The organism is Streptomyces physcomitrii (assembly GCF_012273655.1).
Lineage (GTDB): Bacteria > Actinomycetota > Actinomycetes > Streptomycetales > Streptomycetaceae > Streptomyces > Streptomyces physcomitrii.
The window spans coordinates 303,034-329,573 of the sequence record NZ_JAAWWP010000007.1 but is presented as its reverse complement, the minus strand read 5'-3'; the positions used below and the strand labels follow the sequence as shown (position 1 = coordinate 329,573).

The following is a 26,540-nucleotide window of genomic DNA, read 5'->3' as shown; positions in this document are numbered from 1 at the left end:
ATGGTCGGCGGTCAGCGCCATCTCGCTCATCAGATGCGAGGAGACGAAGACCGTACGGCCCTGCGCGGCAAGGGACTTCATCAGATTGCGGATCCAGTGGATGCCCTCGGGATCCAGGCCGTTGACCGGCTCGTCGAACATCAGGATCCGCGGATCGCCCAGCAGCGCCCCCGCGATCCCCAGCCGCTGGCCCATACCCAGCGAGAAGCCCTTGGCCTTCTTCTTCGCCACCGCCGTCAGCCCGACCGTGTCCAGCACCTCGTGCACCCGGCTGCCCGGGATGCCGTTGGACTGCGCCAGACACAGCAGATGGTGGTAGGCGCTGCGCCCGCCGTGCATCGCCTTGGCGTCGAGCAGGGCCCCGATGTCCTTCAGGGGTTCCTTGAGGCGGTCGTAGTGGACGCCGTCGATCCGGACGTCGCCGGAGGTGGGCCGGTCCAGGCCCAGCATCATCCGCATGGTGGTCGACTTGCCCGCGCCGTTCGGGCCGAGGAACCCGGTCACGATGCCCGGCCGCACCGTGAAGGAGAGGTCACTGACGGCGACCTTCTCCCCGTAGCGCTTGGTCAGCCCTTGAACCTCGATCGCGTGGCCACTGGTCATCGGCCCCTCCTCCTTAGCTGCGGCATCCGGCCTTATGGGGCGTCCGGGGGTGAGTCGGATTCGTCGGTGCCAGGGGTGAAACAAACTGCTACCAGCCTGGCAGCGGATGAAACCCGTCACGTCCCGCTGGAGTGCCGACTCCTTCTCCGCCCTCGGGCGGAGTCCCCGGGCAGGAATCCCCCGGTGACGGCCCCTCGCGCACCCCGGCCGGCTCCCCCGGGCGGGCCCCGCCACCCTCGCGAGCGCCCCGTACACCGCCAACTACCGGCACAAAAGGCCCCGTTGACACCGCGCGCACCAGGCGGGACCGTCGTCCTACCAGCGAGCGACCCCTGTCCTACCTGCGGCCTACCCGGGCTCCGGCCAAAGGCCCCGGCGACCGCCCCGACCCAGCCGAGGGAAGCCGATGCGCCTGCGTTCCGCCTGGCCGGCCGCCGTCACCGCCGTCCTCGCCCTCCTCGCCTTCCTGGGGTGCGCGGGCACCGCCGGGGCGGCCGCCGACCCGTACACCGTCACCCTGGTCAACCACACGGGCGAGCGCCTGTGGATCGGCAGCGTCGCCGAGCCCGGGTCCGAGACGCTGACCGGGCTGCCCGCCCTCGACGACGGCCGGCAGGCCACCGTCACCCTCCCGGAGAACGCGGCGGGCCAGTGGTACGGGAAGTTCGTGCCCCGCCAGAAGTGCGGCGGCGAGGACGGCGGGGACTTCCACTGCCAGGTCGGCGACTGCGGACCGTACGCGGATCACTGCTCGATCTACACTCCGCAGCCAGCCAGTTACGCGGAGTTCCACTTCGACCGCAACGATCCGCTCGGCCTCTGGTACGACACCAGCTATGTCGACGGCTTCTCCGTCCCGGTCACGGTGGACGCGAACGTCGACCCGGTCCCGGAGACCGGCGAGTGCTCCACCGCGGGCTGCCCCGAGGACCTGCTCCCCCTCTGCCCGCCGGACGACCTGGTCACCGACCCGGCCTCCGGCACCCCCCTGTACTGCGACAACCCGAACCGGGACTCCCCCGACACCGACTACAGCCGCACCCTCTCCGAGCACTGCCCGAAAGCGTACTCCTGGTCCGGCAACGACACCGTCCCCGGCAACGACGTCGTACGGAACTGCACCAGGTGCTCGGGGTTCACGGTGACCTTCCACTGAGGCCACCGGGTCGGCAGGGGCGCCGGACGGGGCCGACCGGGCGTCTGGGGGCGTCTGGGGGCGTCTTCAGCGTCCTGTGTGATCTCGCCCCGAGCCCTGGCCACCAGGGGCCGCGCCCTGATGAGCTGGCCCGCATGGAACGCGCCGCCGGCCACGGCACCCCGGCCACCTACGACCTCATCGGCTCCGGCTACCGGCGGATCCGGCGCCCCGACCCCCGCCTGCACGCGCTGATCGGCGCGGCGCTCTCGGGGGCGCGGACCGTCGTGAACGTCGGCGCCGGGGCCGGTTCCTACGAGCCCGAGCACGCCGAGGTCACCGCGGTCGACCCCTCGCGGGTCATGCTCGACCAGCACCCGGGGGCACGGAAGCTGGTCGCCCGGGCCGAGGCGCTGCCCTTCCGCGACGGCGCCTTCGACGCGGCGATGGCCGTGCTGACCGTGCACCACTGGCGGGATCCGCACCGGGGGCTGCGCGAACTGCGCCGCGTGGCCCGCAGCCAGGCCGTCTTCACCTGGGATCCGGCCCATCTGCCGCGGCTGTGGCTGCTCGACGAGTATCTGCCGGAGATACGGGACCTGGAGCACGCCCGCTTCACCCCGCTGCCGGAGGTGGCCGAGGCGCTGGGCGCGCACACCGTGCTGCCCTTCCGCATCCCGCACGACTTCACCGACGGCTTCCAGATCGCGTACTGGCGGCGGCCGGAGCGCTTCCTGGACCCCGTGCTGCGCGCGGCCAGCTCCACCTTCCCCCAACTCCCGCCCGCCGTAGTCGAATCGGCGATCTCCCGGCTCCGCGCGGACCTCGCCTCCGGCACCTGGCGGCGCCGCCACGCGGACCTGCTCACCAGGGAGGACATGGACTACGGCTACCGCCTGATCCTCGCGGGCGAGCGGCCACCGGGCCAGGCGTGAGGTCCGCCGCCGCGTCTCCGCCTACGCGGTCGCCACCCGGCGGGACGCGCTCCCGCCGACCCGGCCCTCCGCCGCCTCACCGGTGCTCACGTCCGGGCTCCGGCACCTTCCTGGGGGCGGCTCACGCCCTCTCCCTGCTCATCCACCCAACTCGAAACTTAGGTTAGGCTAAGCTCAATAACTGCTGGGCCGACAGGGAGGAGGTGCGCGCATGGAGCTGCCGGTCATCGAGGCCTACGCCATGCCGGTCGGCACCGCGCTCCCCGCGCCACGCGTCCCCTGGAAGCCCGCCCCCTCCCGGGCCGCACTGCTCGCGCACCGGATGCAGAACCACTCCGTCCGGCCCTTCCCGGCGGGGCGCGCCCCGGTGGTCGAGCTGGTCCGCGACCCCGCCGCACTGCGCGCACCCGCCCCCGGCCAGGAGCAGCACCAGGTCTGACCTGCCGCCCCGCACCGCCGCCCCCGCGCGGCACGCGGCCCGCCCCCGCGCCCGGGAGCCGCCTTGCCCGGGAACCGAACCCGAGAACCGAGCCCGAGAACCGAGAGAGACAGAGGACGATGACCGTACGGGTCGCAGTGGCCGGGGCCAGCGGCTATGCCGGAGGCGAGCTTCTGCGCCTGCTCTCGGCGCACCCCGAGGCCGAGTTGGGCACCCTGACCGCGCACCGCAGCGCGGGCCGGACGCTCGGCGAGGTGCAGCCGCAGCTGGCCTCGCTCGCCGACCGGGTACTGCGGCCGACCTCGGCCGAGGAGCTGCGCGGCCACGATGTCGTCTTCCTCGCGCTGCCGCACGGCCAATCCGCCGCCCTGGCAGCCGAGTTGGAGCCGGAGGCGCTGCTGGTGGACTGCGGCGCCGACTTCCGGCTGCGCGACCCGGCCGCCTGGCAGCGCTTCTACGGCTCCCCGCACGCGGGCACCTGGCCGTACGGACTCCCCGAACTCCCCTCCGCACGGCGCGCGTTGAAGGACACGAACCGTATCGCCGTACCCGGCTGCTACCCGACCGCCGCGACCCTCGCGCTCTATCCGGCGTACCGGGCCGGTCTGGTGGAGCCGGAGGCCGTGATCGTCGCGGCGAGCGGCACCTCGGGAGCGGGCCGCGCCGCCAAGGCGCATCTGCTCGGCTCCGAGGTGATGGGCTCGATGAGCCCGTACGGCGTCGGCGGCGGCCACCGGCACACCCCCGAACTCGCCCAGAACCTCTCGTCGGTGGCGGGCGAGCCGGTGACGGTCTCCTTCACGCCCACCCTGGCGCCCATGCCCCGGGGCATCCTCGCCACCTGCTCGGCCAGGCTCCGGCCCGGAGCCGACCCCGAGGAGGCGGCGGCCGAGGCCCGCGCCGCCTACGAACTCGCCTACGCCGCCGAGCCGTTCGTCCAGCTGCTGCCGCCGGGGCGGTGGCCCGCCACGGCCGCCGTACTCGGCGCCAACACCGCCCAGGTGCAGATCGCGGTGGACGCGGACGCGCACCGGCTGGTCTGCGTCAGCGCGATCGACAACCTGGTGAAGGGCACCGCGGGCGGCGCGGTGCAGAGCATGAACCTCGCCCTCGGCCTGCCCGAGGAGTGCGGGCTGCCGAAGAACGGAGTGGCACCGTGAGCGTGACCGCCGCCCGGGGATTCCTCGCGAGCGGGATCTCCGCCGGGATCAAGGACTCCGGCGCCCCGGACCTGGCCCTGGTGGTGAACCGGGGCCCCTCCTGCGCGGCCGCCGGGGTCTTCACCGCCAACCGCGTCCAGGCCGCGCCGGTCCGCTGGTCGCGCCGCGTCCTGGCAGGCGGGCAGCTGGCCGCCGTGGTGCTCAACTCCGGTGGCGCCAACGCCTGTACGGGCCCCGCGGGCGAGCGGGACGCGCAGGCGATGGCCGCGCGCACCGCCCGGGCGCTCGGGGTCCGGGCCGAGGAGGTGGCGGTCTGCTCCACCGGGCTGATCGGTGTTCCGCTGCCGATGGACCGGGTCACCGCGGGCATCGACACCGCCGCCGGGGCGCTCTCGGCCGAGGGCGGCGAGGCTGCCGCCCGCGCCGTCAAGACCACCGACTCGGTGCACAAGACGGCCCAAGTCACCGAGCAGGGCTGGACGGTGGGCGGGATGGCGAAGGGCGCGGGCATGCTCGCGCCGGGCCTCGCCACCATGCTGGTGGTGCTCACCACCGACGCCGCGGCGGACGCCGCGCTCCTCGACACGGCCCTGCGCGCGGCGGTCCGCACCACCTTCGACCGGGTCGACTCGGACGGCTGCATGTCCACCAACGACACGGTCCTGCTGCTGAGTTCGGCTGCCTCCGGCCTCGTACCGGAGGCGGCGGCCTTCACCGAGGCCGTGCACACGGTCTGCCTCGACCTGGCCCGGCAGCTGGTCGCGGACGCCGAGGGCGCCTCGAAGGAGATCGAGATCCGGGTACTCGGCGCGGCCGGTGAGGCGGACGCGGAGGAGGTGGGGCGCGCGATCTCCCGCAACAACCTCCTCAAGTGCGCGCTGCACGGCGAGGATCCGAACTGGGGCCGGGTGCTGTCCGCGATCGGCACCACCTCGGCCCGCTTCGACCCCGACCGCCTGGACGTCGCGATCAACGGGGTCTGGGTCTGCCGCGACGGCATGGCCGGGGAACCCCGCGAGAAGGCCGACCTGACACCGCGTCACCTCACCCTCACCGTGGACCTGCGCACCGGCGAGGACTCCGCGGTGCTGTGGACCAACGACCTCACCGCCGACTACGTACACGAGAACAGCGCCTACAGCTCATGAACCGGACACCGGCACAACTTCCCGACGGCATAAGGCTCTTGGAGACAGTGGAGAAGGCGGAGATGGCGGAGACGGTGCGGAGGCTGCGGACGGTGCGGACGGCGGAGACGGCGGACATGGCGGGGCAGGCCGGGAAGGCGGAGAAGAAGGCGACGGAGGCGGCACGGGTCGGCGCGGCGGCGGCCGCAGCGGGGGCGGGGGCCGTCACGAGTCCGGTACCGCCGTCTCCCGTAACGGAGTTGTCGGACCCCGACGCGGGTGCAGCCGCCGCGCTGCCCTGGCCCGAGGAACTCCAAGGCAGCACGGTCGTCGTGAAGTTCGGCGGCAACGCCATGGTCGACGGGCAGCTGCTGCGGACCTTCGCCGAGGACGTGGTGGAGCTGTGGCACGCGGGCCTGCGGCCGGTCGTGGTGCACGGCGGCGGCCCGCAGATCAGCGCGATGCTCGACCGCCTCGGCCTGGAGACCCGCTTCGAGGCGGGCCTCAGGGTGACCACCCCCGAGGTGATGGAGGTGGTGCGGATGGTGCTCGCGGGCCGGGTCCAGCGCGAACTGGTCGGCTGCCTCAACGCCCACGGCCCCTTCGCGGTCGGCCTGACCGGCGAGGACGCGCACACCATGACCGCCGAGCGGCGCCCCGCCTGGGTGGACGGCCACCCCGTGGACATCGGCCTGGTCGGCGAGATCGTGGACGTCAACCCGGAGACCGTACGGGCCCTCCTCGACCAGGGAAAGATCCCGGTGATCTCCTCGGTGGCCCGCGGCACCGACGGCCAGACCTACAACGTCAACGCCGACCTCGCCGCCTCCGCCCTCGCCGTCGCCCTCGGCGCCCAGCGACTGGTCATGCTCACCGACGTGGCCGGCCTGTACGCCGACTGGCCCCACAGCACCGAGATCCTCACCCACCTCACCGCCCCCGAACTCGACGCCCTCCTCCCGTCTTTGGCCAGCGGCATGCTCCCCAAGATGGAGGGCTGCCTCCGCGCGGTACGGGGCGGCGTCGACCGCGCCCACGTCCTGGACGGCCGGGTACCGCATGCCTTGGTGGGGGGTGTCCTGGGGGCCAACTCGCCTGGGACGACTGTGGTGTTGGGGGAGGGGGCCGGGAGATCCGCCGACGCGGGCACGGCCGTCGGCACGGGCACCGGAGGCCTCCGTACTGACGCGAGCGTGACCGCAGCCCTCGGGCGCCCCGCTGCGGACGCGGCTCCGCGGGCGGTGGCCGGCGCCGCGGAGGCGGGCGTATGAGCCCCCGGGAGCAGGGCGCCGCGCCGCTCACCGCGCGCTGGCGCGACGTCCTCATGGACACCTACGGCACCCCGTCCCTGGCCCTGGTCCGCGGCGAGGGCTGCACGGTCTGGGACGAGTCGGGGCGCGCCTACACCGACCTCACCGGCGGCATCGCGGTCAACTCCCTCGGCCACGCCCACCCGGCCGTGGTGGCGGCGGTCGGCACCCAGATCGCCCGGCTCGGCCATGTCTCGAACCTCTTCGCCGCCGAGCCGCCCGTCGCCCTCGCGGAACGCCTGCTGCGCCTGTCCGGCAGGGCGGGCGGGCGCGTCTTCCTCGCCAACTCCGGCGCGGAGGCCGCCGAGACGGCCTTCAAGATCGCCCGACGCACCGGACGTCCGCAGGTGGTCGCCGCCGAGGGCGGCTTCCACGGCCGCACCATGGGCGCCCTCGCCCTGACCGGCCAGCCGGGCAAACAGGCCCCCTTCCTCCCGCTGCCGGACGGCGTACGGCATGTGCCCTTCGGCGACGTGGACGCCCTGCGCGCCGCCGTCACCGAGGAGACCGCCGCCGTCTTCCTGGAGCCGGTGCAGGGCGAGGCGGGCGTGATCCCCGCGCCCGAGGGCTATCTGCGGGCCGCCCGCGAGATCACCCGCGAGCGTGGCAGCCTGCTCGTCCTGGACGAAGTGCAGACCGGCATCGGCCGCACCGGCCACTGGTTCGCCCACCAGGTGGAGCAGGACATCGACCCCGACGTCGTCACCCTCGCCAAGGGCCTCGGCGGCGGCCTCCCCCTCGGCGCCACCCTCGCCTTCGGCGCAGCCGCCCGCCTCCTCGGCCCCGGCCAGCACGGCTCCACCTTCGGCGGCAACCCGGTGTCGTGCGCGGCCGCCCTCGCCGTACTGGACACCATCGAGAACGAGAAGCTGCTTCCTCAAGTCCAGCGGGTGGGTGCCGTGTTGCGAGAGGGCATCGAAGGGCCCCGGCATCCACTGGTACGCGAAGTCCGGGGCACAGGACTGCTGTTGGCGATCGAACTCACCGAACCGACAGCCGCCGCAATCCAGTCGACCGCCCAGGAAGCCGGCCTCCTCCTCAACACCATCGGCCCGGCAACCCTGCGGCTGGCCCCACCACTGAACCTGCCGGAGGAGCGGGCGCGGGAGGTGGTGGGGGTGCTGGGGGCGGTGCTGGGAGGCTGAGCGAGGTGCTTTGGTTCGGAGGGCCAGCAGGGGCAGGGACGCCGAGGGGCACTGCTACGGCTGTGGAGCGGAACTGGGGGCCAGCAGGGGTGCCTTAGTCGGGCGCGGGTCGGGGGTGTCCCGCATGGGCGGGGAGCACCTGCCGGTCGAGTCGCGCAGCTCGAAGGTGATGGGACCACCCCCGCACACGTGGGGAGCACACCCCCAGTGTCGCCAGAATGTATGACTGGCTGGGACCAGCCCCGCACGCGCAGGGAGCACGCCGGTAGGACTCCCCGTTGGCCCCGGTCTTGGGACCAGCCCCGCACGCGCGGGGAGCACGCCCGAGCGCGTCCTGAACACCCTGAAGGGCGAGGGACCACCCCCGCACGCGCGGGGAGCACGGGGCCCTGACCGCCCCGCATCCTTCAATCTTGGGACCACCCCCGCACGCGCGGGGAGCACTCCCGGCCGGCGGCGATGATGCCGGTTTCGTCGGGACCACCCCCGCACGCGCGGGGAGCACCACAAGCCGGTCGGCCCGGACCCGGACGCTACGGGACCACCCCCGCACGCGCGGGGAGCACACTAACTGACCTGGACGTTCAGTCCGCTCCACCCTGGTTTTCATCAACTTTCACCGAGACCGGCATATCCGACAAAACCCACCCTCTCCACGCCGTGCACCGACGCAGTCCGCACCTGGAGAAAGTCTCTCCCGGACTCGCGGAAGCCCACACCTACCCCGCCAACCCGATCCGGCCGACATCAGTCTGCCCCCCACCGACAGCCACCGCCCACCGGAACGGCCAGCCTCCTCTCGAAGCGACGCGTGGCGAGAAGATCGACCTCTATCGGCGGTCGCGTCCTCGTACTCGGCGGGGCCCAGCGCCGGGCGTCCCTCCATGAGTACCGGCCCTGGACGAGTAGTCCCGGCCGATGAGTGGGTTGGGACATCGATGCCGCAGCAGAGTGGCCCGCACCAGAAGACCTCAGACCGGAAGCCGCCAACTGGGCCCCTGCGGCGAGCCGATCCACACGGTCTGGGACTCGGGGGTCGCCGTCATGCCGAACTCCGTGAGGTCGGCCGCTCCGGCACTCTGCCACTCCAGGAGCGCGTCTTCGACTTGGTCCCAGAGGCGGAGTGGCCCGTGCTGGTGCGCGATCCATCCGGCGCCCTTCGGCTCCGTCCACGCCTGGGAGCCGGTGGCGACGTCGCGCAGGATGACGCCGGAACCGGTGCCTATCAACTCGGCAGAGGGGGCCGCGAGTTGAGCGACGAACCGTGCTTCCCACCGTTCCAGCAGCGCCGGATCGAGGCGGGTGGAGGTGGCCGTACCGTCGATCTTGAAGAACAGCGGGGACGGGGGCCGCTCGTGGGGACGGGCGAGCATGTACGTGATCTTGTCGGCGGTGAATCGCCCGTGGGCGGTTCCTTCGTCGTCAAGGGCGAGTCGGATGAGACCGGCTACCTGCATCCAGCCGCAGACGGTGGTGGTGAGAGAGCCGCCGTCGTTGAGCTGCCAGAACCAGTGCGGGGGGATGTGGCGCACGGAGCAGGTGGCGATGATCGCGTCGTAGTCGGCGTGCTCCCCGCATCCGCGGAGACCGTCTCCCACCGCGAGGGTGGGGTGGTACCCGGCAGCGTGCAGATGGACTGCGGCGGTGGCAGCCAGGCCGGTGTCGTACTCGATGCTGACGATGTTCTCTTCGCCGAGGACATGGCACAGGAGGCCGGTGGAGTAGCCGGTGCCGGTGCCCACCTCCAGTACGCGCTGTCTTGACCGGAGTTGGGCTACCTGGGCGGTGCGTGCGACGAGGGAGGGCAGGGTGGCCGAGGAGGTGGGGCTGCCGGTGATCGGCCCCTCGGTGTCGGCGACGTCCTGCCCGTCGATCTGCGTGACCCAGGTCGAGTCGCTGTAGACCATCGTCAGCCAGTCGTCGTCGCCGATCTCGGTCCGACGCACGGGCGTCCATCCGCTTCCGGTGGGGCGGAAGACGGCGTCCCGGACGAACAACTCGCGGGGGACGATGGCGACGGCGTCAACCCAGGAGGGATCGAGGGTGGGGTCGCCGACCGCGATCTTGTCGGCGAGGGCGAGGCGCAGTGCGGCGGCGCGGTCAGCGGGCATTCTCAACCGGACCTGACGCCGGCCAGAGAAACACACCTGGTTCCGTGTCGCGTTGCCGCCGAAGTCGGCGTCCATCCTGCCGCCCTTGCCGAGCGGGGTGGACGAGTACGTGTCGACGGAGGTGCCGAGCCGTCGAGTTCGGCTGGCGCCATCCCCCTGTTCGCGCCGACCCATCGCCTCCTCTCCTGAGCATGGTCACTGCCCTCCCCGTCCGGGCAGTCGGACCCCGGCGGCCAGAGCGCGGGTGAGGTTGCGTGCGGCGACTGGGGAGAGGCTGCCGAGGGTGACGACCGGGTCCTCGTCGCACCGCGGGCAGTAGGGCCAGAAGTCGACGTCCACGAACTCGCCCTCGACGGCAGCCCGTACGGCCTCGCGTAGCCGTTGGACAATCCGGCGCCCTTCGGTCCAGTCCGGCAACTCGCTCCGGGTGGAGGCCGGTTCAGCACCGAGGAGGGTGGCGAGACGGTCGGCCGTGGGGGCGGAGATCTCGCCCAGCACGATGCGGCCACGGTCGGCGTAGGGGGTGGGGAAGCCGCCCAACTGGTGCTTACTCAGGGCGGATTGAAGCGCGTAAGCGGCCTCGTGTGCGAGGTCACGGGAAGGCGGCATCCGGTCGGGATCCGTGAAGGGCCTCATGCCTCCTCCCCTTGCATGGGGAGTTCGAGGGCGCACCAGGTCGTCGTCCCGTCCGGACTGACACCCCACTCCCGTGCCAGAGCCGCGACCAGGAACAACCCCCGTCCGCTCTCCGCCTCCTCGTCCACGAGACGCAACCGGGCCGGTAGCGGAGACCCGTCGCGCACCTCGATCACCAGCGCACCGTCGGAGACGTACACCCGCAGCACCACCGGACGCCCGTTTCCGTAGCGCACCGCATTGGTGACCAACTCCGAGACGACCAGGACGACTTCGTCCACAAAGGGGGACAGATCCCACAGGCGTAAGTACGCCTCGGCAAGACGTCGGGCATCCGCCACCCGCGACTCCAGCGACGGGAAGCTCACGTCGAAACCGCGCACAGGTGAGCCGGATCGGGACCTGTCCTGTTCGACGAGGGAGTCAGGCACCACAGCCAACCTCCTCTACATGTAACGGAGTTAGTCACTCATGCAAAGGAGCGACAGAAGCAAGAGTGCATCACTCCTATACATGAGTCAACCCGTCACGAGGGTGAACGTGACGGGTCGACTGCGCGCAGTGAGCGGAGAAGGGGCCTTCTTCAGTCCGCCGCCGGGATCCGGTACTGGAATACGAACTGGTCAGCAGCCATGAGGGTGTCGCAGACCTCGACCACACGGCCCGACGTCGTCACCGCCTCCCGGACCAGGCGGATCACCGGCGCTCCGGAGGTCAGCGCCAGCTCCGCGGCCTCCACCTTGGAGGAGGGGCGCGCCTGCAGCGTCTCCACGAACTCGGCGAACTCATGGCCGTGGTCTTCGAGTCGGGCATAGATGCCACCACCGCCGGGGTTCTCGGCGAACAACTCCGGGATGTCCTTGACCACGTCCCACGACAGGTAGGAGGTGGCCGTCTCGACAGGTGTGCCATTACGGAGATAGAGGCGCCGCCTGGCGAGGACCTGTGCGGCAGCGTCCACTCCGAGGCGGTCTGCGATCTCCGCAGGCACCTCCACCGGACCGATATGGAGAACCTTCACCTCCGCGGTGGCACCGGACTGCGCGGACTCCGCCAGGTAGGCGGCCTTGCCACCCTGCCGGTGTGAGCGGCGAAAACGGTCCGAGGAGCGATGCCGTACGGGCGGCCTGTCCACGACGGTCGAGCCCTTGCCGTGCCGGGTCTCCACCAGCCCGCTGGCACGGACCTCGGCCATCGCCTTACGGATCGTGCCGCCCGATACGCCGTAGGTCCTGACGAGTTCCGACTCACTGGGGATCAGTTCGCCGGGCTTCAGGACGCCCGCCTGAATCTGCCCCACGACTTCCTCGGCGATCTGCATGTACCGTGGCACCGCCTTGCCACCTCCTGCAGTGTTTCCCATAGTCCTTCTCTGCCTCCTATGCTCCTGCACATGAGTAACAGCGCCCGGGAAGCCCCGTCAACGCCACTGCATTCGGTGTCCGTGGCCGGAGCCGTGGTACGAGAAGACGGCAGGCTGCTGGCCATCCGCCGTGCCGACAACGGCAATTGGGAGCTTCCGGGTGGCGTACTCGAACTGACGGAGACGCCCGAGGACGGAGTCCGGCGCGAAGTCCGGGAAGAGACCGGCATTCACATCGAGGTGGACCGGCTCACCGGCGTCTACAAGAACACCACCCGCGGCATCGTGGCCCTGGTCTTCCGCTGCAAGCCCTCCGGCGGCACCGAGACAACGTCCAGCGAATCGTCCGCCGTCGAGTGGCTCACCCCGGCCGAGATCACCGAGCGGATGTCCGAGGCCTACGCGATCCGGCTGCTCGACGCCCTGGACAGCGACGGGCCGCACGTACGAAGTCATGACGGTACGTACTTGAGGGCTACGAGGTAGCGGCTCCCGCCAGCCATTCCCGGGCACGACGGTTCGGGAGGCGTGAGAGCCCGGGGGTCGGCCGAGGCCGGGAGGAGTCCACTCGGGCCCCGCATGCGCGGGGAGCAGCGTCGCAGCCGTCGGGCCTGGGGGCCTTCCTTGGGACCATCCCCGCGCTCGCGGGGAGCACTTGGCAGGTACATAGTGCAGCACCCGTGGCTCAGGACCACCCCCGCACGCGCGGGGAGCACACTAAGTGACCTGCAGGTTTTCCGTGCCCAGCCACCGATTTCCGTCACTTCCGATGCGCCCGGCTTACCGCGCCGACTCCCACCCCGCCAAGCGTACGGACAGTGTTCCAGGCATGGAGTCGTTCCCCGATCCACAGCATGCCTGCCCGAACCCCATACCTCCCCGCGCCAAGCCCCCCCTCACAACCCCCGCGCCAACACCCGAGTAGCCCGCCCCGGGTCGAAGGCCCCCACCCAGCGGGGCGGGGCGAGATGGGCCGGGGCCGGGGTGAAGCCATGGCGGAGGAAGAGGTCGCCGGTGCCGGTGGTGGCCGTGAAGAGGGTGTCGAGGGCGTGGGCGCGGCCCTGGGTGAAGGCGGCGCGGAGGAGTCGGCCGCCGACGCCGTGGCCCTGGCGGTGGGGGGCGACGCAGAAGTTGTAGAGGACGGCCGAGGGGCCCCGGTCGGCGGAGGGGGCGGCCGGGTGGTGGCGCAGGCCCAGGAAGCCTTCGAGGGTGCCGTCGGAGCCCTCGGCGACGAGGAAGTCGGCGGCGTGCGCGGCGTAGAGGGCGAGCGGGCGGGGGCGCAGGGCGCCGGAGCGGACGAACAGGCCGGAGAGCAGGGCGAGTTCGGGGGCGTCGGTGGGCCGCGCCACCCGCACCCGGGACCCGGCCGCCGCCGTCTCCCGACCGCCGCGGACCGGAGTGGTGGCTACGGCCTCCCGGCCGCCACGGACCGAAGCAGTGGCCGTGACCGTGGCCTCCCGTCCACGTCCCCCCACGATCCCGCTGTCCCGGCGACAGGCCCCACCGGTGGCGGGTCCGGCGCTGGCGAGCCGGGTGCGGGAGGGCAGGGCGGCAGGGGGCGGGGCGGCCGTGATCAAGGCTTTCCTTCCTCGGTTCACCGGGTGTGGGGTGCGGCGGCGGCAGGCGTACGTGCCCTGTCGGGCGGCCTGACGAAGCAGCGGGACCAAGGTTAGCCTCGCCTTAGTTCGTGCGGGACGGCGGGCCCGGCCAGGGCCCCGTCCGGCAAGCTGCCCCGGTTCCTTCCCGCCCCCGTACCGACACCCGTCCCGGCGCGCCCGACTCGATGTGCCCGGCTCGACGTACCCGATCCGCCGCCCCCAACTCCCGCCCTAACCCCCGACCTTGAGCCGATCCACCCCATCCACCCACGTCCCCGCCACCTCGATGTCCCCGATCCGCGACGGGTCCACCCGCCGGGGGTCGTCGGCGAGGACGGTCAGGTCGGCGCGTTTGCCGGGGGTGAGGCTGCCGGCGTGGGTGTCCCAGTGGCAGGCGTGGGCGCCGGCGAGGGTGTAGGTGCGGAGGGCCTGGTCGACGGTGATGCCCTCCTCGGGGCCGATCAACTGGCCGGTCAGGGAGGCGCGTTCGACGAGGAACTGGATGGCGCGCAGCGGGGAGCCGTCCGTGACGGGGCGGTCGGAGCTGCCGACCAGGGTGACGCCGTGGTCGAGGAAGCCCTTGCCGCGGTAGAGCCAGGGGGCGCGGTCGGGGCCCATGACGGCGGCGTAGTCGTCGCCGAAGTAGCGCAGGAAGTTGGGCTGGACGACGGCGCTGACGCCGAGTTGGGCGAAGCGGGGCAGCTGGTCGGGGCGGATGAGTCCGGCGTGCTCGATGCGGTGGCGGGCGCCGGGGCGGGGGCGCAGGCGCTGGGCCTTCTCCAGGGCGTCGAGGGCGAGGTCGGCGGCGCGGTCGCCGATGGCGTGCACCGCGAGCTGCCAGCCCGCGAGGTGGCCGGCCACGATGGTGTCGGTGAGCGCCTCGGGGTCGGCCTGCAACTCCCCGCTGTGGTCGAGGTTTTCGTAGGGGCTGGTCAGGGCGGCGGTGCGGGCCATCATGCCGCCGTCGGTCCAGATCTTCAGCGCGCCGACCGAGAGCCAGTCGTCGCCGAAGCCGGTGCGCAGCCCGAGGTCGAGTGCGCGCGGGATGCCGTCCGCCTCGGGCGCGGTGGACTGCCGCAGGGTGTCGGCGGAGACCATCAGCTGGACGCGCAGGGGGAGTTGGCCCTGTTCGCGGGCGAGCTGGTAGGCGCCGAGTTCGACCGGGCTGTGGCCGAACAGGGCGCCGCCGATGCCCGCTTCGGCGCAGGCGGTGACGCCCTCGGCCAGGCAGGTGCGGGCGGCGCGGGCGAGCGCGGCGGCCAGTTCCTGCTGGGTGTACGGGGGCCGCAGCGCCCGTACGGCGGCCATCGGGCCCTCGGCGAGGAAGCCGTCCTGGTGCGGGATGCCGTCCGGAAGCCGTTGCAGGACAGCGGAGTTGACCAGGCAGCCGTGGCCGGAGTCGTGGAGGAGGAAGAGCTTGCGCCCGGCGCTGACGGTGTCGAGTTCGGCGGCGGTGAGGTGGCGGCCGAGGCCGCGCTGGTCGTAACCGGCGAGGCTGACCCAGGCGTCCTCGGGGGCGTCCGCGACCGCGCGGGCGACCACCGCGAGGACGTCCTCGACGCGCGCGCAGGGGGCGACGCTCACGGTGGCCTCGCGCAGCCCGGTCCAGGCGAGGTGGACATGGCTGTCGATGAACCCGGGGAGCACGGTGGCCCCTTGGAGGTCGATCACCTCGCGGGCGGGCAGCGAGGTCACGGCCTCGTCGAGCCCCACGATGCGGCCCTGCCATATGCCCAGGTCGCGGGCGAGCGGGCGGTCCGGGTCCATGGTGAGGAACTGCGCGTTGGTCAGCCTCGTACTCAGCAGCATCGGCGGTGTCCCTAGGGGGTCTCGGCCAGGACGGCGGCGGTGGACGGGGTGCCGGGGGCGGCCTGCGGCCGACCGGGCTGCCCGGACTGCGGCGCGTGGTACTTGGGAGCGGCGGGCACCATCAGCGGCGTGCCGGTCTCCGGGTCCTCGATGATCCGGCAGGGCAGTCCGAAGACGTCCTCGACGAGTTCGGCGGTCATCACGCTCGCCGGGTCGCCCTCGGCGGCGATGACCCCGCCCGCCCGCATCACGATGAGGTGACTGGCGTACCGGCAGGCCTGGTTGAGGTCGTGCAGGACGGCGACGACGGTGTGGCCGCGGCGGGCGTGCAGGCCCGCGCAGAGGTCGAGGACCTCGACCTGGTGGGCGATGTCGAGGAAGGTGGTCGGCTCGTCGAGGAGCAGCAGCGGGGTCTGCTGGGCGAGCACCATGGAGAGCCAGACGCGCTGGCGCTGGCCGCCGGAGAGGTCGTCGACGGGGCGGTCGGCGAGTTCCCGTACGCCGGTCTGCTCCATCGCCTCGACGACGGCGGCCTCGTCCTCGGCGGACCACTGCTTCAGCAGCCGCTGGTGCGGGTAGCGGCCGCGGGCGACCAGGTCGCCGACGGTGATGCCGCCCGGCGCGGTCGAGGACTGCGGCAGCAGCCCGAGCCTGCGCGCCACCTCCCGGGAGCGGTACGAGGCGATGGCGGCGCCGTCCAGATACACCTGGCCCCGCTGCGGTCTGAGCATCCGGGCCAGCGCCTTGAGGAGGGTGGACTTGCCGCAGGCGTTGGGGCCGATGATCACCGTGAAGGAGTCGTCGGGGATCTCCACGCCGAGGCCGGTGGCGACGGTGCGCTGGTCGTAGCAGAGGGTCAGGTCCTCGGCCCGCAGCCGGGGGCCGTCCGCCGCTGCCCGGGCACCCGAAGTGCCGGGCGCCGCACCGGACTTGGCCGTACGGATGCCGCCCGTACCGGACTTGCTCATCCGCCCTTCCTTCCCGTCCTTCATGCGCGGCTCCTCTCCTTCACGTGCCTGGTTCTCGCGGTCCGTCACGCGCGGCTCTTGCGGGACTCGGTGATCAGCAGCCAGATCAGGTACAGGCCGCCGAGGGTGCCGGTCGCCGTGCCGACCGGGAGCGGGGTCGGGGCGAAGAGCCGCTGGACGGCGAGGTCGCCCCCGGTCAGCAGGACCGCGCCCATCAGCGCGGTGGGGATCAGCGCGGGCCCGCTGGAGCCGGTCAGCCGCCGGGCGAGCTGCGGGGCGGCCAGGGCGACGAAGGTGATGGGCCCGGCGACCGCGGTGGCGAAGGCGGACAGGGCGACGCAGACGAAGAGCAGCACGGTACGGGTGCGGGCCACCTCGACGCCGAGCCCGGTCGCGGTGGCGTCGCCCAGCTCGACCATGGACAGCCTGCGGGCCAGGACGAAGGCGAGCGGCAGCAGGATCAGGCAGGCGAGGCCGATCGCCCTGGCCTGGTCCCAGCCGCGGTTGTTGAGGCTGCCGATCAGCCAGGCCTGCGCCTCCAGTGCCTCCTGCCAGCTGGCCCGGGTGATCAGATACGAGTTGACGGCGAGCAGCAGCGCGCTGACGCCGATGCCGATGACCACGAGCCGGAAGCCCTGGAGTCCCCGGCCGCGGATGAGCAGGTAGATGGCGAGCGCGGTGGCCAGGCCCCCGATCAGGGCGCCGATCGCGATGTCGGTCATGCTGCCGTGCAGGGTGACGATGACGATCAGGGCGCCGACCGCGGAGCCGTTGGTGAAGCCGATGATGTCGGGGCTGCCGAGCGGGTTGCCGGTGAGGCTCTGCAGGATGCCGCCGCTGACCGCGAGGGCGGCGCCGACGCTCAGCGCGGTGACCAGGCGCGGCATCCGCAGGGTGTTGACGATGAAGTCGGCGCCGGGGTCGCCGTTGCCGGTAAGCGCCTTCAGCACCTCGGTCAGGGAGAGTTCGAAGTCGCCGGTGGTCAGGCTGACGCCCATCACCGTGAGCAGCAGCGCGAGCAGCAGGACGGAGACGGCGGCCGGGCGCGGGTACAGCCGCAGCGAGAGGCGGCCGCGCCCGGCGCGCACGACGAAACCGCTGACGGCGCGCGGGAGCCGGTCCCCGGCGGTGCCGGGTGCCGGGTCCTTGCGTACCGCGTCGGCCTGGGGTGGCGCGCTCACAGCATGACCAGCTTTCTCCGGCGACAGAGGGCGATGAACAGGGGGGCGCCGAGGAAGGCGGTGATGATGCCGACCTGGATCTCGCCCGGGGAGCCGAGGACGCGGCCGAGGACGTCGGCGCCGACGAGGAGGACGGGGGCGAGCAGGGCCGAGTAGGCGAGGATCCAGCGCTGGTCGGGGCCGGTGAGGAAGCGGGCCACATGCGGGACGGCGAGGCCCACGAAGCCGATCGGCCCGGCGGCGGCGGTGGCCGCCCCGCAGAGCAGCATCACGGCGAGGGCGCCGAGGACGCGGGTGCGCCCGACGTGCACGCCGAGGGCGCGGCCGACCTGCTCGCCGAGGGCGAGGGCGTTGAGGGAGGGCGCGAGCAGCAGGGCGAGCAGGAGTCCGGCGGCGATGAACGGCAGGACGGTCCAGAGGACTTCGAAGTAGCGGCCGGCGAGCGCGCCCACCGTCCAGAAGCGGAACTCGTTGAAGGCGCGCGGCTTGAGCAGCAGGACTGCGGAGTTGACGGCGTAGAGCACGGCGGTCAGGGCGGCGCCCGCGACCACCAGGCGGTCGGGGGTGGCGAGGGTGCGCCCGGAGGAGCCGAGCAGGAAGACCACCACGGAGGCGAGGGCGGCGCCGAGCAGCGCGCACCAGACGTGGCCGAGGACCGAGCCCACCCCGAGGAAGGCGAGGGCGAGGACGATGCCGGAGGCGGCGCCGAGGCTGACGCCGAGCAGCCCGGGGTCGGCGAGCGGATTGCGGGTGAGCGCCTGCATCAGCGCGCCGGACACCCCGAGGGCGGCGCCGACCAGGATCCCGAGGGCGGTGCGCGGGATGCGGTAGTCGTGGATGATCACCGAGGCCTCGGAGCCGTCGGGCTGCCAGAGCAGCCGCCAGGTGGCGGTGAAGGGGATGCCCGCGGTGCCCAGCCAGATGCTGAGCAGTCCGACGAGGACGAGGGCGCCGAGGGCGAGCAGCAGCCCGAACCCGCGCAGCGCCTGCACACGGGGGCGCGCCCGCGGCGCCTCGGGACCGGTGTCCCCGCTCCCCGGCTTCCCGGGCACCACCTGGGCTTCGACCGACACGGACAACTCCCCCTGGCTGCGGTTCACCGGCGTCTGCCCGCGGCGGAGCCCGCGAGGGATCCGGGGCGGGCCCCGGGTGCGGCGAGCGGCGGTGCATACGGCAGGACATGTGGACGCACGGACGGCCGGGCGCTACTTAGGCGAGCCTAACCGAGCACCGGTCGGAGGGTCAACGGACCCTCGGGGCGAGCCGCCCACCCCGGCCCTATGTCCGCAATCGTCCCTCAATTCCCCTTACCGGACCGGGGTTTGCGCGGCCCCGGGAAAGCCCCCGCCCCGGCCGGGTGGACAACACCCTTGCGGTAGCCTCACCTTAGGCTTACCTAACCAGCCGATCATCCCCACCCGCCGGAGCACGCGTACGGATCGGGCACGCGTACGGTCCGGGCACGCGCGCCCTTCGAGCACGCGCGCGCCCGGCCGGAGCGCACCACCGGCCGCACCGCACCACCCACGTCCCGCACCACCCACGTCCCGCACGATCCGACCACCGCGGAGGAACCGCATGCCAGCTGGAGGAGCGACCGGGGGATCCGTCCTCCGCGGAGCGATCAGGGGGGAGCGCCGGGGCGTGATCGGGGCCTCCTTCCTCGCCAGCACCCATCAGGTGTGCGAGGCCCTGGTGCCCGTGGTCATCGGTGTGATCATCGACGAGGCGGTGGCCACCGGTTCCACCGGCACCCTGCTGCGCTGGCTGCTCGTCCTCGCGGTGCTCTTCCTGGTGCTGTCGTCCGCGTACCGGATCTGCGCGCGGATCACCGAGGCCGCCGCCGAACGCGCCGCGCACGCCCTGCGCCTGGAGCTGAGCACCCGGGTCCTGGACCCGCGCGGCGGCGCCGACGCCGACCGGCTGCCCGGCGCGCTCACCAGCATCGCCACCAACGACGCCAGGCGGGTGGGCGCCGCCGCGGGCGTACTGCCCTACGGGACGGCCGCGCTGGCCGCGCTCGCGCTGAGCGCGGTGCTGCTGCTGCGCATCTCGGTACCGCTCGGCCTGCTCGTGCTGCTCGGCATCCCGCCGCTGCTCTGGCTCGGCCACCGGATCAGCCGGCCGCTGGAGCGCCGCAGCGAGACCGAGCAGGACCGCGCCGCGCACGCCTCCGGGGTCGCCGCCGACCTGGTCGCCGGGCTGCGCGTACTCAAGGGCATGGGCGCCGAGTCGGCCGCCGTCGCCCGGTACCGCGGCACCAGCCAGGACTCGCTCGGCGCCGCGCTGCGCGCCGCCCGCAGCCGCGCCGGACACGAGGGCGCCGTGCTCTCGCTGACCGGCGTCTTCATCGCGCTCATCGGCCTCGCGGGCGCCTACCTCGCGATGCGGGGCGACATCAGCGTCGGCGAACTCGTCGCCGCCGTCGGCCTCGCGCAGTTCCTCATCGGCCCCTTCCAGCTGCTCACCTACGTCAACGCCGAGTACGCCCAGGGCCGCGCCTCGGCCCGCCGTATCGAGGAGGTGCTCGCCTCGCCCGCCGCCGTGGAGCCGGGCGGCGCCACCGTCCCCGAGCCGGTCGCCGGGAGCATCCGCCTCAGCGGGGTGAGCCACGGGGCGCTGCGCGGACTCGACCTCGACCTCGCGCCCGGCAGCCTCACCGGCGTGGTGGCCCGGGACCCGGCCGTGGCGGGCGCCCTGCTGCGCTGCCTGGCCCGGGAGTCGGACCCGGAGGAGGGCAGCCTCAGCCTCGACGGGGTCCCGCTGACCGGGCTCGACCCGGACGCGCTGCGCCGCCTCGTCCTGGTCGCCCCGCACGACGCGGACCTCTTCGAGACCAGCCTGCTCGACAACGTCCGCGCCGGAACCGGGGCGAGCCCCGAGGAGATCGCCCCCGCCCTCGCGGCCTCGGCGGCCGACGACGTGGCCGCCCTGCTGCCCGAGGGCCTGGACACCGTGCTCGCCGAGCGCGGCCGCTCCCTCTCCGGCGGTCAGCGCCAACGCGTCGCGCTCGCCCGCGCCCTGGCCGCCGACCGGCCCGTCCTCGTACTGCACGATCCGTCGACGGCGGTGGACACGGTCACCGAGTCCCGGATCGCCGCCCGGCTGCGCGAGATCCGCCGGGGCCGCACCACCGTCCTGGTCACCACCAGCCCGGCGCTGCTCGCGGTCACCGACCGGGTGGTGGTGCTCGACGGCGGCACGGTCAGCAACGAGGGACCGCACGCCCGGCTCGTCGCCGAGGACGCCTCCTACCGGGCGGCGGTGCTGGCATGAGCACCGGCCGCGACACCACCGCGCCCGCTGCCGCGCGGTCCACCGAAGCCCAGCCCCTGTCCGAGGACGTACCGCCCCGCGGCGAGGAACGGACCGACCCCACGATGAGCGATCCGGCGAAGTCCCCCGAGCGCACCCTGCTGCCGACCGCGAGCGGCGCCGAGACCCTGGCCGCGGTGCGCGGCATGCTGCACGGGCAGCGCCTGCTCGCCCTCGGCGCGGTCGGCGTCCTGGTCGCGGGCACCGGCATCGGACTGCTGACCGCGCCGCTGCTCGGGCACATCGTCGACCTGGTGGTGGAGGACCGGGGCACCGGCTCCCTGCACCTGCCGATGGTGCTGCTGGTCGTGGTCGCCCTGGTGCGCGGCGGCGCCACCGCGCTCGGCAGCTCCCTGGTGGCCCGGCTCGGCGAGACCGTACTCGCCGCGCTGCGCGAGCGGTTCATCGAACGGGCCCTGCGGCTGCCCCTGGAACGCGTGGAGGAGGCGGGCTCCGGCGACCTGGTCTCCCGGGTCACCGGCGATGTCTCGACGATCGCGAAGTCGGTGCGCCAGGCGCTGCCCGAGTTCGCCCGCTCGACCCTGACGATCCTGCTCACCCTGGTCGGCCTCGCCGTACTGGACTGGCGCTTCCTGCTCGCCGCGCTGCTCGCGATGCCGGTCCAGTGGCTGTCCGTACGGTGGTATCTGCGCCGTGCCGCGCCCGTGTACGCCGCCCACCGGGTGGCGACCGGGGCGCTCCAGCACCAGCTCCTCGACAGCATGGGCGGGGTGCGCACGGTGCGCGCCTTCCGGCTCAACGAGGCGCACACCGAGCTGGTGGCGCGCCGCTCGCAGTCCGCCGTCGACCTCGCGGTGCGCGGCACCCGGGTGGTCACCGGCTTCTTCTCCCGGCTCAACCTCGCCGAGTTCATCGGCCTGTCCGCGGTCCTGGTCACCGGCTTCTGGCTGGTCGACCGGGAGACCGTCAGCATCGGTACGGCGACCGCGGCCGCCCTGTACTTCCACAGCCTGTTCAACCCGATCAACGCCGCCCTCTTCCTCATCGACGACGCCCAGTCGGCGGGCGCCAGCCTCGCCCGCCTGGTCGGGGTCTCCTCGCTCGCGGGTGAACCCGACGCCGAGGACGCGCCCCGCCCGGTGGACGGCACCGTCGAGGTGTCCGGCCTCGGCTACTCCTACGTCTCCGGCCACCCGGTGCTCGAAGGGGTCGACCTCAAGGTCGCCGGCGGCGAGCGGATCGCGCTGGTCGGCGCGAGCGGCGCGGGCAAGACCACGCTGGCCAAGCTGATCGCGGGCGTCCACCAGCCCTCCGCCGGGACCATCCGCCTCGGCGGCACCGGCACCGGCGAACTGGGCCCGGCGGGCATCCGGCGGGCGGTGACCCTCATCAGCCAGGAGGTGCACGTCTTCGCCGGACCGCTCGCCGAGGACCTGCGGCTCGCCCGGCCCGGGGCCACCGAGGAGGAACTGCGCGCCGCGCTCACCGCGGTGGACGCCCTGGACTGGGTCGGCGCCCTGCCCGAGGGCCTGGACACCGTGGTCGGCGAGGGCGGCCACCGGCTCACCGTCACCCAGGCCCAGCACCTGGCGCTGGCCCGGCTGGTCCTCGCGGATCCGCCGATCGCCATCCTGGACGAGGCCACCGCCGACGCGGGCAGCGCGGGCGCCCGTGTCCTGGAGGCCGCCGCGCTGCGCGCCCTGGAGGGCCGCACCGGACTGCTGGTGGCGCACCGCCTCCCCCAGGCCGCGACCGCCGACCGCGTGGTCGTCCTGGACCGCGGCCGCGTCGTCGAGACCGGCACCCACGAGCAACTGGTCGCGGCCGGGGGCCGCTACGCCGCCCTCTGGACCGCCTGGTCGGACAGCCGCAAGGGGGGCGAGGGATCGGGCGTGGTACCGGAGCAGGCGGGGGCGGCGGAGCCGGGGGCGGCCAAGTCGGGTGAAGGGCGCGCTCATTCAGTCCCGGCGGCGGACAAGTCGGCGGCGGGGTCGGCGGCTTCGGAGCCGGAGGCGGCCAAGTCGCCGTCCGCGCCCGCGGCTTCGGACCCCGGAGCCGCGGCGCGCGAGCCGGTGGCCGCCGAGGACTGAGCCGGGGCGGCCGAGGTCTGGCCATGGAAACCGGCCTCCCGGCTTCCCGCCCCGGCACCCCCTAGTACCCCCCGAAGCCCCCGTGCCCGCCGCTCCACCCACCGCCGTGCCCGCCGCCGGAGTCCCCGCCGAACCCGCCGATCCCGCCGGTGCCGCCGTAGTCGGAGCCCGAAGGGCCGTGCCGGGGCGGGGAGTTGCCGGGATCGGGGGCGGGCGGCTCGGGTGGTGGGATGAGCTGGGAGGAGGTCCAGCGGCGGCGGGTGACGGTGGCCCACCACTCCTCGAAGGCCATCGGGTCCCGGGGCGTCGAGCACTCCACCACGACGGCCTCCCTGGCCGCCTGGTCCCAGACGAGCCGCCGGGTGCCCTCGGCGCCGAGCCGCAGCAGCTGGTCCTCCAGGTCGTAGGCGCACCAGGGCCGGGTGGAGCCGCGGGTACCGGCGGGCGGTGCCTCGGCGGGGTCCACGTCGTGCCGGTGGACGTACGCCGTCCCGCCGCTCTCGTCGAGCCGCCAGCCCCACAGCGGCCGTACCGCGAGGGCCGAGCAGCGGTCCGCGCGCTCCCGCCGGATCCGCTCGCGCTCCCGGGCGGCGAGGCGTTCGGTCTCCCAGTGGTGGGCGCGCTCCTCCCGGGCGCGGCGCTCCTCGCGCTCGTGGCGGGCCAGACGGCGTTCGAGCTCCTCGCGCACCGGCCGGTACCGCTCCTCGGCCTCGTCGAGGGCCCGGCTCATGCGCTCCTCGGCCCGTACGGACCGCCGCCGCGCCCCCGGCAGCAGACGGGCGGCCCCCTCGGGCACCGCCGCCCGGTACCCCTCCCAGGCCGCCCTGACGTCCGCGTGGAAGCGCTCCTCCGCCGCCTGCCACCGCGCCCGCTCGGTGGCCAGACCGCGTACCGCGTCCCAGCCCAGGCTGCCCCGCGGCCCGGTCGAGCTGATCGCGTAGTACACCAACTGCCGCCCGGTGAGCGGCTGCTGGGTGAAGGCCACCCGCGCGGCACCGATCGTCAGGAGGCTGGGTCCCGCCCCGTTGTCCGCCATGAGCCACCACCTCCTGCCAGCAGCGTGCCCGGCCGCCCGGGCACCGGAAACCGTGCCGCGGTCAGTGCCGCCCGGCGCGCGGCCCGGCGGTCTCCTTCCGCCGGGGCCCCGGCAGCGGCACGGCCTCCCCGGCGGGGGTGCCGGTCGCCCCCGTGAAGAACGCGTACGCCAACTCCGCGACCGCGTCGCCGCGTTCGAGTACGACCCAGTGGTCGGAGTCCGCGAGGGTGGTGAAGGCGCTGCCCGCGATGGTGGCGGCGAAGGCGCGCTGGCGGTGCGGCGGGGTGAGGTTGTCGTGTTCGCCGCAGAAGACCAGGGTGGGGACGCCGGTCAGCCCGCCGTCCAGGGGCAGTGCCCGCCGCAGCGAGCGGTACAGCTCGGCCGCGGCGTCCGGCCTGCGGGCCACCTCGTACAGATGCAGTCGGCGTACGTAGTTGTAGGCGAGGCGGCGGCGGTGGACATGGCGGGCCGGGTCGGTGCAGAGCATGCCCTCGGCGACCCGGGTGGCGAACTCCTCGGGACGCCCGGCGGCCAGCTCGTCGACGGTGGCCACCCAGTAGGCGCGCTCCGCCTCGGTGGTGCCGTACGGGACGCCGCCGAGCAGCAGGCGGGCGACGCGCTCCGGCCGCTGCTGGGCGCAGGTGAAGGCGAGCGAGGCGCCGTGCGAGTAGCCGAAGATGCCGAGCGGGGCGGGGCCCAGCTCGTCCATGAGCCGCTCGACGGCGCGGCAGAGCAGCAGGTTGTCGTCGCCGGGGCGCAGGGCGTCGGCGCGGCCCATGCCCGGCAGGTCGGCGGTGATCACCTCGGTGACCGGACCCAGCAGTTCCTCGATCCGCGTCCAGCCGTACATGCCCTGCCGCGCGCCGCCGAGGACGAGCACCGGGTCGGTGAGCGGGGCGGGGTGGGGCAGCCGCCGGTAGGCGTAGCGCAGTCCGTCCACGGTCAGGGTGCGGATGACCTCCCCGGGCGCGGCTCTTCGGGGTGCGGGGGCCGGGCCGGGGCCCTCGGCCGCGGGCGGCTCAGGCACGGGTGAGGACCAGCGCCGCGTTGTGGCCGCCGAAGCCGAGGGAGGTCTTGGCCGCGCACTGAAGGTCCGCGGCGCGGGCCGCCTTGGCGACCACCTCGACCGGGACCTCCGGGTCCTGGGCGTCCAGGTTGACGGTCGGGGGCACGAGCCCGTGCTGGAGCGCGAGCACCGTCAGCGCGGTCTCGATGCCGCCGCAGGCGCCCAGGGTGTGGCCGGTCATCGCCTTGGTGGAGGTGACCAACGGGCCCTCCCCGCACACCCGGTGGAGCACCCGGGACTCGACGAGGTCGTTGAGCGCGGTGGAGGTCCCGTGCGCGTTGACGTGCCCGAGGTCCGCGCCGCTCAGCCCGGCCGCGGCGAGCGCGGTGCGCAGGGCGCGCTCCAGACCGCGGCCGTCGGGCTCGGGGGCCACCGGCGCGTAGGCGTCGTTGGTGGAGCCGTACCCCATGAGGTGGGCGCGGGCCCGCGCGCCGCGCGCCGCGGCGTGCTCGGGCCGCTCCAGTACGAGCAGTCCGGCGCCCTCGCCGGTGACGAAGCCGTCCCGGTCGGCGTCGAAGGGGCGCACCGCGGCGGCCGGGTCCTCGCGGCGGGTGCTCATCGCCCTCATCTGGCAGCCGCTGGCGATGAGCAGCCGGGAGAGGGCCGACTCGGCGCCGCCCGCGAGCGCGAGGTCGCACATGTCCGCGCGGAGCATCTGGTAGGCGGTGCCGATGGCGTCGGTGCCGGAGGCGCAGGCGGTGGAGAGCGAGAGGCTCGGGCCGCGGGCGTCCAGGTCGCGGCAGACGCTGCCGGTGGGCCCGTTGAGGGTGCTGAGCACGGAGACCATCGGGGAGACCCGGCGGGCGCCGCGTTCGGCGAGCACCGCGGCCTGCCGGTCGTAGAAGGGCAGGCCGCCGTGGGCCGAACCGATCACCACGGCGACCCGGGCGCCGTCCCAGGACCCGGTGTCCAGACCGGCGTCGGCGACGGCCTCGCGGGCGGCGATCACGGCCAGCTGCCCGACCCGGTCCATCAGGCGCCGGGCGGCCACCCCGAGGTGCGCGTCCACGTCCAGCTCGTGAGCGGCGTAGAAGAAGTCGCAGGGCAGTTCGCGCAGTTCCTCGGGGTGCGTGATGCCGGTGGGCGCGGTGGCGGTGGTGACGGACCGCCAGGTGCGCGCGGCGTCCAGGCCCGCGGCGGTGACCATCCCGAGGCCGGTGACGGCCACCGGGAAGGGCGTGCCCGGCGCGGTCATGCCGAGGTCTTGCCGTGGACGGCCGCCACCAGCTGCCCGTAGCTGTCGCGGGTGGTCAGCTCCACATCGTCGAGGTCGATGCCGAACCGGTCCTCCACGAGGAGCCGCAGCTCCTCCAGGGCGAGGGAGTCCAGGCGCAGCCCGTGCAGGGGCGTGTCCTCGGGTGTCTCGCGGGGATCGACGCCGAAGTTGCGCGCCACCACCTCGCCGAGCTGCTCCGCGACGGTACCGGCGCCCTGCTGCGCGAGATCCATTGAGCTCTCCACCTGTCTGCACGACCACGACCGGCCGGCCTGCTCCGGCCGACTAAGGTGCAGAACGCGGCGGGCGGCACCGGGTCACGCGCCGCCCCGGCAC

At 73.7% G+C, this 26,540-nt stretch carries 23 protein-coding genes, 1 pseudogene and 1 CRISPR repeat array; of the genes and pseudogenes, 10 read left to right on the top strand and 14 right to left on the bottom strand.

Going from position 1 to position 26,540, the window contains the following annotated elements; translation table 11 throughout:
• Positions 1-603, bottom strand: a 603-nt coding sequence (locus HFV08_RS14675) for an ATP-binding cassette domain-containing protein (RefSeq protein ID WP_168539552.1), incomplete at its 3' end; no start/stop codon positions are given.
• A gap of 406 nt (positions 604-1,009) precedes the next feature.
• On the opposite strand from HFV08_RS14675, the gene HFV08_RS14670 reads away from it, so the two are divergent.
• The 7 genes and pseudogenes from HFV08_RS14670 to HFV08_RS14640 all read left to right on the top strand — a co-directional run bounded on the left by HFV08_RS14670 (position 1,010) and on the right by HFV08_RS14640 (position 7,854).
• Positions 1,010-1,759 carry a thaumatin family protein gene (locus HFV08_RS14670; protein WP_168539547.1) on the top strand — a complete coding sequence of 250 codons (750 nt, stop codon included), beginning with the start codon at positions 1,010-1,012 and terminating at the stop codon, positions 1,757-1,759.
• 134 nt (positions 1,760-1,893) lie between these two features.
• Positions 1,894-2,673 carry a class I SAM-dependent methyltransferase gene (locus HFV08_RS14665; RefSeq protein ID WP_168539545.1) on the top strand — a complete coding sequence of 260 codons (780 nt, stop codon included), beginning with the start codon at positions 1,894-1,896 and terminating at the stop codon, positions 2,671-2,673.
• Positions 2,674-2,884: 211 nt separating this feature from the next.
• Entirely contained in the window at positions 2,885-3,112 is a 228-nt protein-coding gene (locus HFV08_RS14660) for a cysteine hydrolase family protein (protein ID WP_168539543.1), read from the top strand.
• Between the two features lie 119 nt (positions 3,113-3,231).
• Positions 3,232-4,272, top strand: a complete 1,041-nt coding sequence (argC, locus tag HFV08_RS14655) for an N-acetyl-gamma-glutamyl-phosphate reductase (RefSeq protein WP_168539542.1) — start codon at positions 3,232-3,234, stop codon at positions 4,270-4,272.
• Positions 4,269-5,420, top strand: coding sequence for a bifunctional glutamate N-acetyltransferase/amino-acid acetyltransferase ArgJ (gene argJ / locus HFV08_RS14650; protein ID WP_168539541.1), 1,152 nt, complete (start codon positions 4,269-4,271; stop codon positions 5,418-5,420). Before argC ends, argJ begins: the two co-directional genes overlap by 4 nt.
• Before the next feature lie 332 nt (positions 5,421-5,752).
• Positions 5,753-6,517, top strand: a pseudogene (gene argB, locus HFV08_RS32535) (acetylglutamate kinase); the annotation flags it as partial.
• A 149-nt stretch (positions 6,518-6,666) separates the two neighbouring features.
• Complete coding sequence (locus tag HFV08_RS14640; protein ID WP_168539540.1) at positions 6,667-7,854, top strand: acetylornithine transaminase; 1,188 nt, start codon at positions 6,667-6,669, stop codon at positions 7,852-7,854.
• 171 nt (positions 7,855-8,025) lie between these two features.
• A CRISPR array of direct repeats spans positions 8,026-8,420; the repeat unit is 29 nt; unit sequence GGGACCACCCCCGCACGCGCGGGGAGCAC.
• 405 nt (positions 8,421-8,825) lie between these two features.
• Here HFV08_RS14640 and tgmC read toward each other — a convergent pair.
• The 4 genes from tgmC to HFV08_RS14620 form a co-directional block, all read right to left on the bottom strand.
• Positions 8,826-9,965, bottom strand: a complete 1,140-nt coding sequence (tgmC, locus tag HFV08_RS14635; protein ID WP_168539539.1) for an ATP-grasp peptide maturase system methyltransferase — start codon at positions 9,963-9,965, stop codon at positions 8,826-8,828.
• Positions 9,966-10,160: 195 nt separating this feature from the next.
• Positions 10,161-10,601 carry a hypothetical protein gene (locus tag HFV08_RS14630; RefSeq protein ID WP_168539537.1) on the bottom strand — a complete coding sequence of 147 codons (441 nt, stop codon included), beginning with the start codon at positions 10,599-10,601 and terminating at the stop codon, positions 10,161-10,163.
• Positions 10,598-11,032, bottom strand: a complete 435-nt coding sequence (locus HFV08_RS14625) for an ATP-binding protein (protein ID WP_312885618.1) — start codon at positions 11,030-11,032, stop codon at positions 10,598-10,600. The genes HFV08_RS14630 and HFV08_RS14625 overlap by 4 nt, the downstream gene beginning before the upstream one ends.
• Before the next feature lie 152 nt (positions 11,033-11,184).
• Complete coding sequence (locus HFV08_RS14620) at positions 11,185-11,964, bottom strand: GntR family transcriptional regulator (RefSeq protein WP_210430270.1); 780 nt, start codon at positions 11,962-11,964, stop codon at positions 11,185-11,187.
• Between the two features lie 18 nt (positions 11,965-11,982).
• Between HFV08_RS14620 and HFV08_RS14615 the strand changes: the two genes are divergently transcribed.
• Complete coding sequence (locus HFV08_RS14615; protein ID WP_168539533.1) at positions 11,983-12,450, top strand: NUDIX hydrolase; 468 nt, start codon at positions 11,983-11,985, stop codon at positions 12,448-12,450.
• A gap of 410 nt (positions 12,451-12,860) precedes the next feature.
• On the opposite strand, the gene HFV08_RS32350 is transcribed toward HFV08_RS14615, so the two are convergent.
• The 5 genes from HFV08_RS32350 to HFV08_RS14590 all read right to left on the bottom strand — a co-directional run bounded on the left by HFV08_RS32350 (position 12,861) and on the right by HFV08_RS14590 (position 18,593).
• On the bottom strand, positions 12,861-13,541 hold the full coding sequence (locus tag HFV08_RS32350) for a GNAT family N-acetyltransferase (RefSeq protein WP_312885617.1): 681 nt from the start codon (positions 13,539-13,541) through the stop codon (positions 12,861-12,863).
• A 252-nt stretch (positions 13,542-13,793) separates the two neighbouring features.
• Positions 13,794-15,368, bottom strand: coding sequence for an amidohydrolase (locus HFV08_RS14605; RefSeq protein WP_168539617.1), 1,575 nt, complete (start codon positions 15,366-15,368; stop codon positions 13,794-13,796).
• Between the two features lie 14 nt (positions 15,369-15,382).
• The gene (locus HFV08_RS14600; RefSeq protein ID WP_246341729.1) at positions 15,383-16,363 is read right to left on the bottom strand and encodes an ABC transporter ATP-binding protein; all 981 of its coding nucleotides are present in this window, start codon (positions 16,361-16,363) and stop codon (positions 15,383-15,385) included.
• A gap of 41 nt (positions 16,364-16,404) precedes the next feature.
• Entirely contained in the window at positions 16,405-17,520 is a 1,116-nt protein-coding gene (locus tag HFV08_RS14595) for a FecCD family ABC transporter permease (RefSeq protein WP_168539531.1), read from the bottom strand.
• The gene (locus HFV08_RS14590) at positions 17,517-18,593 is read right to left on the bottom strand and encodes a FecCD family ABC transporter permease (RefSeq protein WP_376770631.1); all 1,077 of its coding nucleotides are present in this window, start codon (positions 18,591-18,593) and stop codon (positions 17,517-17,519) included. Before HFV08_RS14590 ends, HFV08_RS14595 begins: the two co-directional genes overlap by 4 nt.
• 505 nt (positions 18,594-19,098) lie before the next feature.
• On the opposite strand from HFV08_RS14590, the gene HFV08_RS14585 reads away from it, so the two are divergent.
• Entirely contained in the window at positions 19,099-20,796 is a 1,698-nt protein-coding gene (locus HFV08_RS14585; protein ID WP_168539529.1) for an ABC transporter ATP-binding protein, read from the top strand.
• Positions 20,797-20,900: 104 nt separating this feature from the next.
• Positions 20,901-22,886, top strand: a complete 1,986-nt coding sequence (locus HFV08_RS14580) for an ABC transporter ATP-binding protein (protein ID WP_168539613.1) — start codon at positions 20,901-20,903, stop codon at positions 22,884-22,886.
• A gap of 61 nt (positions 22,887-22,947) precedes the next feature.
• On the opposite strand, the gene HFV08_RS31160 is transcribed toward HFV08_RS14580, so the two are convergent.
• From HFV08_RS31160 to HFV08_RS14560, 4 genes are all read right to left on the bottom strand, one after another.
• Complete coding sequence (locus tag HFV08_RS31160; RefSeq protein WP_210430269.1) at positions 22,948-23,922, bottom strand: hypothetical protein; 975 nt, start codon at positions 23,920-23,922, stop codon at positions 22,948-22,950.
• A gap of 61 nt (positions 23,923-23,983) precedes the next feature.
• Positions 23,984-24,949, bottom strand: coding sequence for an alpha/beta fold hydrolase (locus tag HFV08_RS14570; protein WP_168539527.1), 966 nt, complete (start codon positions 24,947-24,949; stop codon positions 23,984-23,986).
• A complete protein-coding gene (locus tag HFV08_RS14565) occupies positions 24,942-26,183 on the bottom strand; it encodes a beta-ketoacyl-[acyl-carrier-protein] synthase family protein (protein WP_168539525.1) in 1,242 nt (413 codons plus the stop codon). The genes HFV08_RS14570 and HFV08_RS14565 overlap by 8 nt, the downstream gene beginning before the upstream one ends.
• Complete coding sequence (locus HFV08_RS14560) at positions 26,180-26,437, bottom strand: acyl carrier protein (protein WP_040250783.1); 258 nt, start codon at positions 26,435-26,437, stop codon at positions 26,180-26,182. Before HFV08_RS14560 ends, HFV08_RS14565 begins: the two co-directional genes overlap by 4 nt.
• Positions 26,438-26,540: the final 103 nt, after the last annotated feature.

Coding starts and splice junctions, on each gene's coding strand:
- HFV08_RS14670 (WP_168539547.1), top strand. CDS start 1,010: ATGCGCCTGCGTTCCGCCTGGCCGGCCGCCGTCACCGCCGTCCTCGCC.
- HFV08_RS14665 (WP_168539545.1), top strand. CDS start 1,894: ATGGAACGCGCCGCCGGCCACGGCACCCCGGCCACCTACGACCTCATC.
- HFV08_RS14660 (WP_168539543.1), top strand. CDS start 2,885: ATGGAGCTGCCGGTCATCGAGGCCTACGCCATGCCGGTCGGCACCGCG.
- argC (WP_168539542.1), top strand. CDS start 3,232: ATGACCGTACGGGTCGCAGTGGCCGGGGCCAGCGGCTATGCCGGAGGC.
- HFV08_RS14640 (WP_168539540.1), top strand. CDS start 6,667: ATGAGCCCCCGGGAGCAGGGCGCCGCGCCGCTCACCGCGCGCTGGCGC.
- tgmC (WP_168539539.1), bottom strand. CDS start 9,965: ATGCCCGCTGACCGCGCCGCCGCACTGCGCCTCGCCCTCGCCGACAAG.
- HFV08_RS14630 (WP_168539537.1), bottom strand. CDS start 10,601: ATGAGGCCCTTCACGGATCCCGACCGGATGCCGCCTTCCCGTGACCTC.
- HFV08_RS14620 (WP_210430270.1), bottom strand. CDS start 11,964: ATGGGAAACACTGCAGGAGGTGGCAAGGCGGTGCCACGGTACATGCAG.
- HFV08_RS14615 (WP_168539533.1), top strand. CDS start 11,983: ATGCTCCTGCACATGAGTAACAGCGCCCGGGAAGCCCCGTCAACGCCA.
- HFV08_RS14600 (WP_246341729.1), bottom strand. CDS start 16,363: ATGAAGGACGGGAAGGAAGGGCGGATGAGCAAGTCCGGTACGGGCGGC.
- HFV08_RS14585 (WP_168539529.1), top strand. CDS start 19,099: ATGCCAGCTGGAGGAGCGACCGGGGGATCCGTCCTCCGCGGAGCGATC.
- HFV08_RS14580 (WP_168539613.1), top strand. CDS start 20,901: ATGAGCGATCCGGCGAAGTCCCCCGAGCGCACCCTGCTGCCGACCGCG.
- HFV08_RS31160 (WP_210430269.1), bottom strand. CDS start 23,922: ATGGCGGACAACGGGGCGGGACCCAGCCTCCTGACGATCGGTGCCGCG.
- HFV08_RS14565 (WP_168539525.1), bottom strand. CDS start 26,183: ATGACCGCGCCGGGCACGCCCTTCCCGGTGGCCGTCACCGGCCTCGGG.
- HFV08_RS14560 (WP_040250783.1), bottom strand. CDS start 26,437: ATGGATCTCGCGCAGCAGGGCGCCGGTACCGTCGCGGAGCAGCTCGGC.